Below are 7,202 nucleotides of genomic sequence, written 5' to 3'. Positions count from 1 at the left end.
ATGAGCGTCTCGTGGGCTCGGAGCTGTGTATAAGAGACAGCACGCGAACCCTCGCCACAGCCACAGCCACCCTCACCGCCCTCATCCTCCTCACCGGCACCTCGCTCGCCCACGCGGACGACGACGACCCCAGCGCACCCCCGGACAGCACAACCTCCACCCCACCCCAAGAGGTCGACTCCAACAGCCCCGGCCTGAAGCTGGCCGACGGAGCGACCCTGGCGCCCGCGAAGGTCCTGGACATCAAGTCCGTCGTCGAAGACCTCGGCGGCGAGGAGCGTCGCGAGGACACCAACACGGACGTCAAGTTCGCCCTCCAGGCAGAGGTGTTGTTCCCCAAGGACAGCCCCAAGCTGAACCCGGAGGCGAACGCGCGCATCAAGGCGATCGCCGAGGAGGCGAAGGCCCAAAAGGCGACCAACGTCCGGGTGTTCGGCTTCACGGACGACCTCGGCTCGTACAGCCACGGCAAGAAGCTGTCGCGCGACCGCGCGGAGGCGGTGCACGACAAGCTGGCGAGCTACCTGGGCCCCGAGGTCACCTACGCCGTACGCGGCTACAGCGAGGACTACCCGATCGCGGACAACGGCTCCGAGGAGGGCCGCAAGAAGAACCGCCGGGTCGAGGTGTCCTTCCCGCGGGGTTCCGGGTCGGACACGGGGACGACGCCGTCCGAGGGTCAGGACTGACCCGTTGCGGGAGCTGCCCTCAGTACGGTCCGGCAGACGTGCGGTGCGCGGGCCAGGCGTCGCGCAGTTGCCATTCCTTGGCGGGGGGTAGGGGTGCCGTGTCGACGCTCAGCGTGCGTCCACCCGCCTCGATGGCGATCGTCTTTCCGTAGGGGCCGGAAGCGCGTTCACGGTAGCCGATCGGCGAGGGGTCGGTGAAGAGCGTCCACGTGCGCGTGTACGGGTCAAGGACGAGGCTCGCCGGGATGCCGGCCAGAGCGTAGGCGTGGGGCTTGATGACGTAATCGTTCTCCACTGAGGATGGCGAGACGATCTCGACGGCGAGTTCGAGAGCCTCCGCGTCGTAGGGGGCGTCGTCGTCTTCGTCGCCATGCCACACCATGACGTCGGGACTGCGATTGCTCTCCCACTCGGGGTGGGCGAACTCGATCTCGCCGAGCGCGGCGTCACCCACCTGTTCACGCAGCTGGCGGTTGATCTCGTGCTGGGTGCGGAAATGGGCGGGTGCCACCGGCGACATCATCACGACGCCGTCGACGACGTTGACGTCTACGCCTTCCAGATGCTCTTCGGCGTTCTTGGCCAGCGCGAGCAGATGAGGAAGGTTGCGGGCGATGTGTTGTTCGGTCACGGCGGGCCGCCTTGAGAGCGTGAAGGGTCTTTCGGTGACGGTTTCAGCGTATCTCTTGCGAGATCGCCCAGTGCTTGGCTCCAGCATGGTTGCTGGGGACGGGCGGGGGCTTTGCTGGGCCTGGGTTTTGATGGTGCCGGGGCCGCCCGGTTGTCCGGAGTGTGGCGGTTCCGGGCCGGGAGTAAAGGGCGCTTCGCTGCGCTGCGCGTCAGCTTCGCCGATGGCCCTTCGGGCCACCCTTGACACCCAGCCCTCCACCGCGTGAAGCGTGATGACCGGGCGGCCACGAAGCGGGGCTCACGGGGATGCGGGGATGGGTGATACGGCTTTCCTGCCGGGTGCGGATCAGTCCGTTTCAGCGGGCCTGAGGTGGAGGGGTACGCGGCCGGTCCGGGATGGGTCCCGGCTTCGTCAAGCGTCTGCGGACCGGCCGGATCTTCTGGGGTGGGTGGGCGCCTGGTGGTGTCGGCATGTGGGAGGGGGATTGCAGAAAAGTGACACCCCCCAGCTGGTGTGGAGGTGTCACTTTTCTGCGATCCGTGCCAGGCCAGGGGCCCGCGGGCCGGGGCCCGCACGGTGATCACCCTTGCCGACCGACGGCCGGTTGATCCCGGGCGGGTGAGCCGGGGGGTGGGGGACCTACTTTGGGAAAGTTGCGTTTCGTATCGCGTGCGCCCCCCTTGTTCCAGAACACTACTTTTCCAAAGTAGGTCCCCCACCCCCCCTCGTGTGTGAAGCGTGACGGTCACCTCGGAAGATCCGGCCGGTCGTCGGACGCTTGACGAAGCCGGGACCCCTCCCCGGACCGGCCGCGTGCCCCTTCCACCCCGGCGCGCTGAAACGAACTGGTCCGCACCCGGCGCTCAAGCCGGATGACCCGCCGGGTGGCCCCCGTGAGCCCCGCTTCCAGGGCCGCCCGGTCATCTTCCTCAGCGCGGTGGAGGGGTGGGTGTCAAGGGTGGAGCGCAGCGGAATCGGCGAAGCCGACGCGCAGCGCAGCGGAGCGCCCTTTACTCCCGGCCCGGAACCGCCAATCTCGGGACAACCGGGCGGCCCCGGCGCCAATCAAGCACCGGGACGCCAAAGCCCCCGCTAGAGCAGGTGATCCGCCTTGCCCGCCTTGATCTCGCGGATGAGGGTGCGGAGGGCCTCCTCGGTGTCGGAGAGGTAGCGGTCCTCCTGGCCGGCCAGGGCGATGTAGGCGTTCCCTTCGCCGTCGGTGCCTATACGGAAGCAGTTGTTTCCTTCTGCGCAGAAGGGCTCTTCCCAGGTGATGTCGGCCATGGTGACTCTCCTCAGAGCTGATGGGCGATGCTGTGGATGAAGTTGCGCGATTCCTTGGGCCCGAGCGCCTTCGCCTGCCACCAGTCCATGTGTGCCAGGTACTTGGCGAGCTGTGACGCGGCGTGAGTGAACTCGCCGCCGTGGGCGGAGTCCAGTTGCACGGTGTCCAATTGGGGAACGCTGCCGTTCGCGTACATCACTGCGTGCCCGGCACCCGGGAAGGCCCCGACCTCCGCCGGGAGGATGCGTACGTCCACATTGTCCCGCTCAGAGATCTCGCAAAGGTGCTGGAGTTGTTCCCTCATTGAGCGTCGCCCGCCGAACTGCATCTGCAGGGCCAGCTCATGGACGTACGCGACGTAGTCGACGGGTCGCTCTCGGTCCAGCACCTGCTGACGGTGTATCCGGTGCACCACGCGTAGTTCCACCTCTGACTTCGGCAGGGGCGGCAGGGCGGCGTCGAAGATGGCGCGAGCGTATCCACCCAGTTGGAGAAGCCCCGGCACGTGCACGGTCTGCAAGGTGCGCAGCCGTGTGGCGGACCACTCCAACTCGGCGACATCCAACAGGCCTTGAGGCAGGCTCCCTCTGAACTGCTCCCACCATCCGCGACTGCGGTGGTCGGCCATGGCGGCCAGCGCGTCGATGTACGCCTCGTCCGCACAGTCGTAGTTGCTGGCGAGTATCCGAATGCGCTCGGGCGATGTGGCGCGGACGCCCGACTCCATGTTGGAGACCTTCGTGCGGTCCAGTCCGAGCAGCCCGGCGGCGTACTCGGTGGTCAGGCCGGCTGCGACCCGCATCCTGCGCAGCTCGGCACCCAGCCGTTTCTGGCGCTCCGTTGGCGCGGCTCGTGTGCCCATCAGTGCATTCCTCCCCGCTCGATGGGGGTCAGTCTGCCTCCTGAGGGCCGCACTGGTCCAACTTGCAGTAGGCAATGTGCACTTGAAGGTGGCACACGTACCCCAGTCACCCCTACAGTGAGTAATGCAACGCTCACGCACGACGCACCCGGAAGCGCATCACGCGAGCCTGCCCCGAACCTCCTGCCCTGGGAGAGGGCGGGCCCGCGTCAGGGAGACAGGCCACCGGTCGTGCGGTCAGTAACTCACCCGCCAGCAGAGGGAGTTATCCATGCCCGCAACAGTCACAACCTGCCCCGATCACCTCGACGCACGACACGAGACAGGCGGCCCGGCGGCCCCGCCGCCCTCCCCAGAAGGCCTGGCCTACAGCCTCACGCTCCCCGCGAGCCTCGCGAGCCCGGCGGTTGCCAGGCGTACCGCCAGGGTGATCCTTCAGGCCCACGGCCTACAGGACGTCACGGACGCGGCGGTCCAGGCGCTCGGTGAACTCGCCGCCTGCGCCTGCAGGTTCACGCCCGCCGCAGAGGTGTACGTCAGCCTCCGCTACCGCGACGGCGCCCTGCGGGTGATCCTCTACGACGGACACCCCCGGCATACGAACCCACGCCTGGCGGCGGCCTGCGACACCCGCCGCCGCGCGGCGCTCCGCGTACTCGCCTGTGTGGTCCGCGCCTGCGGGGGCGAGTGGGGCTTCGGGGACGCGAGGGAGCCGGGCGGCGGTACACGGATGTGGGCCGTCCTGCCCAGGCAGGGGGCACGGGCGTACGGTAAGTCGCCCGGCTCCTAGCGGCAGGCGAAGCCCCGTGCCGCTAGGGGAACGTTACGACCACGTCGTACAACCCCGGGTTCGGCGTAGCCGGAGTCTCCTTGGACTCCCGCGCGGCATCCGCCCGCGAGGCGAACCCGGGGTCGGCGGTGGCCGCCTCCCAGGCCTCCTGGCTCTCCCAGTGGGCCACGTTCACGAGTTGGAACCGCCCATCCGAAGCGCGGGCCCGGTGCAGCTTCGTATCGATGAAGCCCGGCTTCTTGCTCATGATCGCGGCCCGCTGCTCCCACTTCTCGGCGAAGGCGTCGATGTCCTCGGCGGCGATCTCGAAGATGTTGATGAAGGTGACGGGTTCCGGCGACTGGCTGTCTGTGGTCGTGATCGAACCCTATGGGTGTCCTAATTAAGCTCGGATAAGCGGCAGTTGGGCGGAGGCGGTGACGCCCTGCCCTCCGTCAGAGCCCCGGAGCCCCCCACACCGGAAACCACCGCGCCAGATCGCGCTCGATCGTCAGATCGTCCCCGAGTATCGCCCGCACCTGCAGTTCGACCGGGTTGTCGCGCTTCTCACCCCTGCCCGGCCGCGGTACGAACGGGTAGAAGGTGCCGCGCTTGTAGAGGTAGACCAGCGCCAGGGACCGGTCCTGCTCATCGCGGAATCCGATCAGCGAGCACAGCAGCTGTGGTCCGAAACCGGCCTCCGCCAAGGACGTATTGACCGCGTGCAGGTCGTTGACCAGGCCCGCGACGTCCTCCGTGGCATGCCGCACGAGCAGCCATGTGTAGCCGTACGCGTCCTGACTGAACTCCGCCGGGCCGTCGAGCAGCGCCCGCGCCTCCTCCTGGATCCGCGAGAACGCCCCACCCTCCACGCTGGCGAAACATATTGACCCCAGGCCGGTGGGTGTGAAACCGGCCGCGGCCTGCAGGGTGACGGCGGCGGACGGCAGCGCGAAGAGCTGATCGAGATCGGGGCGCACCGGCTTGCTGCGGCCGAGGATGGCGTCGAGGAAACCCATGCTCACGACCGTCCCAACTGCGCGGAGATGCGGCCCAGCTGGTCAAGCCGCTGCTCCAGGGTCGGGTGGGAGGACAGCAGGCGGCTGAAGCTTTCCTTGTGGAGCGCCGGGACGAAGTAGAAGGCGTTGAACGGCTCCGCCTTGCGCAGATCGCGGGTCGGTATCCGAGCCATCTGCCCGGTGATCTTCGTCAGTGCGGACGCCAAGGCCGACGGGCGGCCGGTCAGCAGCGCGGCGGCACGGTCGGCGGACAGTTCCCGGTAACGGGACAGCAGTCGGGTCAGCAGGAAGCTGAGGGCGTAGACGACGGCGCTGACGGCGGTGACGATCAGCACGGCTATGGCCGCGTTCTGATCCCGGTTGTTGCGTCCGACGCCGCTCCACAGGGCGACCCGGGTGATGATCCCGGCCAGCACGCCCAGGAACGATGCGATGGTCATCACCGCGACATCGCGGTGCGCGACATGCGAGAGCTCATGGGCGAGCACGCCCTCCAGCTCCTGCGGCTCAAGACGGCGCAGCATCCCTGTCGTGGCGCACACCATCGAGTTCTTCTGGTTACGGCCGGTCGCGAAGGCGTTCGGTACGTCCGACTCGGCGATCGCCACCCGCGGCTTGGGCATGTCCGCCAGTGCGCACAGCCGGTCGACGGCACCGTGCAGCTCGGGGGCCTGCTCCGGCGTCACTTCGCGCGCCCCCATGCTGAACGCGGCGATCCGGTCGCTGTACCAGAACTGCGCGATGAAGAGGCCACCCGCGATGAGCGTGATCACCACCCAGGCGCCCTCGAGCAGCACCACCAGGACGCCGACGACCACGACGTACAGCAGGCCGATGAAGAACATCGTCGTGACCATGCGCGAGGTCAGCCCGCGGTCGGGAGCGAATCGGGTCTGTGTCATGGCTCCTCCACAACGCACCGCCCTTCGCTTCGCGTAGGGCGACGGACTGCGCTGATGCACCGATTGTGCCTCTTATTGCCTATGCATGAGATAAATCCCTGGTCAGTGGGCCAGGGGAGAAATCCAGGTGAGCGTCCCCGCGCAGGGTGCGAGGATCGGGCCATGAGCAGCTTCGATGACCTTGTGGCCGAAGCCGAGGCCGCCCCCACCGAAGGCTGGGACTTCTCCTGGTTCGAGGGGAGGGCCACCGAGGAGCGGCCCTCCTGGAGGTACGCCCATGCCATGGGCGAGCGTCTGCGGCACGCCTCCGCCTCGCTCGACCTCGACACCGGCGGAGGCGAGGTCCTCGCCTCCGCCCCCGTGCTGCCGCCGCTCGCCGTCGCCACGGAAGGGTGGCCGCCGAACGTCGCCAAGGCCACCGCGCTGCTGCACCCGCGCGGTGCGGTCGTCGTCGCCTCCCCGGCGGACGCGCCGCTGCCGTTCGCGGACGAGGCATTCGACCTCGTCACCAGCCGGCACCCGGTGAAGGCGAACTTCGCCGAGATCGCGCGGGTGCTGCGGCCCGGCGGGACGTACTTCGCCCAGCATGTGGGGCCTGCCAGCGTCTTCGAGGTGGTGGAGTACTTCCTCGGTGCGCAGCCGGAGGAAACGAGGAACAGCCGCCACCCCGACCTGGAACGCGCCGAGGCCGAGGCGGCGGGCCTGGAGATCATCGGCCTGCGGGCCGAGCGCCTGCGGATGGAGTTCTTCGACGTCGGGGCGGTCGTGCACTTCCTGCGCAAGGTCGTCTGGATGGTGCCCGACTTCTCCGTGGAGAGGTACCGGCCGCGGCTGCGGGAACTGCACGAGCAGATCGAGGCGGAGGGTCCGTTCATCGCCCACAGCACCCGGCATCTCTTCGACGCCCGCAAGCGCTGACCCCTGGTCCCACAGGTTCACGGGCTAGGCGTGCGCCCCCACCGTCACCTTCCCGATCACCAACTCGGCCCGCGCCTCCAGAACTTCCCCACCCCCCCCCCCCGCCCCCCCACACCCCCCCCCCTCC

The 7,202-nt window shown here is 68.4% G+C and carries 9 protein-coding genes; 3 read left to right on the top strand and 6 right to left on the bottom strand.

Features of this window, described 5'->3' with window-relative positions; all coding sequences use genetic code 11:
• The first annotated feature begins 83 nt into the window (after nucleotides 1-83).
• Nucleotides 84-689, top strand: coding sequence for an OmpA family protein (locus E2651_RS39275; protein ID WP_245239491.1), 606 nt, complete (start codon nucleotides 84-86; stop codon nucleotides 687-689).
• 19 nt (nucleotides 690-708) lie between these two features.
• Here the strand turns inward: E2651_RS39275 and E2651_RS39270 are convergent, their stop codons facing one another.
• From E2651_RS39270 to E2651_RS39260, 3 genes are all read right to left on the bottom strand, one after another.
• Nucleotides 709-1,320: a Uma2 family endonuclease gene (locus E2651_RS39270; protein ID WP_167829029.1), complete on the bottom strand. Its 612-nt coding sequence runs from the start codon at nucleotides 1,318-1,320 to the stop codon at nucleotides 709-711.
• A 1,092-nt stretch (nucleotides 1,321-2,412) separates the two neighbouring features.
• On the bottom strand, nucleotides 2,413-2,604 hold the full coding sequence (locus tag E2651_RS39265; protein WP_135336062.1) for a hypothetical protein: 192 nt from the start codon (nucleotides 2,602-2,604) through the stop codon (nucleotides 2,413-2,415).
• A gap of 11 nt (nucleotides 2,605-2,615) precedes the next feature.
• Nucleotides 2,616-3,467 (bottom strand): helix-turn-helix transcriptional regulator, encoded by an 852-nt coding sequence (locus E2651_RS39260; RefSeq protein ID WP_135336061.1) that lies wholly within the window; start codon nucleotides 3,465-3,467, stop codon nucleotides 2,616-2,618.
• Nucleotides 3,468-3,738: 271 nt separating this feature from the next.
• Here E2651_RS39260 and E2651_RS39255 point away from each other — a divergent pair, with 271 nt between their 5' ends.
• Nucleotides 3,739-4,257: a sensor histidine kinase gene (locus tag E2651_RS39255; protein WP_135336060.1), complete on the top strand. Its 519-nt coding sequence runs from the start codon at nucleotides 3,739-3,741 to the stop codon at nucleotides 4,255-4,257.
• A 22-nt stretch (nucleotides 4,258-4,279) separates the two neighbouring features.
• Here the strand turns inward: E2651_RS39255 and E2651_RS39250 are convergent, their stop codons facing one another.
• The 3 genes from E2651_RS39250 to htpX all read right to left on the bottom strand — a co-directional run bounded on the left by E2651_RS39250 (nucleotide 4,280) and on the right by htpX (nucleotide 6,157).
• A complete protein-coding gene (locus tag E2651_RS39250; protein ID WP_245239490.1) occupies nucleotides 4,280-4,546 on the bottom strand; it encodes an antibiotic biosynthesis monooxygenase family protein in 267 nt (88 codons plus the stop codon).
• 145 nt (nucleotides 4,547-4,691) lie between these two features.
• A complete protein-coding gene (locus tag E2651_RS39245) occupies nucleotides 4,692-5,255 on the bottom strand; it encodes a hypothetical protein (protein ID WP_135336058.1) in 564 nt (187 codons plus the stop codon).
• A 2-nt stretch (nucleotides 5,256-5,257) separates the two neighbouring features.
• Complete coding sequence (htpX, locus tag E2651_RS39240; protein ID WP_135336057.1) at nucleotides 5,258-6,157, bottom strand: zinc metalloprotease HtpX; 900 nt, start codon at nucleotides 6,155-6,157, stop codon at nucleotides 5,258-5,260.
• Nucleotides 6,158-6,319: 162 nt separating this feature from the next.
• On the opposite strand from htpX, the gene E2651_RS39235 reads away from it, so the two are divergent.
• Nucleotides 6,320-7,075 (top strand): class I SAM-dependent methyltransferase, encoded by a 756-nt coding sequence (locus E2651_RS39235; protein ID WP_135336056.1) that lies wholly within the window; start codon nucleotides 6,320-6,322, stop codon nucleotides 7,073-7,075.
• Nucleotides 7,076-7,202 lie beyond the last annotated feature (127 nt).

It is taken from the genome of Streptomyces sp. MZ04 (assembly GCF_004684775.1).
Lineage (GTDB): Bacteria > Actinomycetota > Actinomycetes > Streptomycetales > Streptomycetaceae > Streptomyces.
Note: the sequence above shows the minus strand (reverse complement) of the source record. Positions and strands in the feature narration are given on the sequence as shown.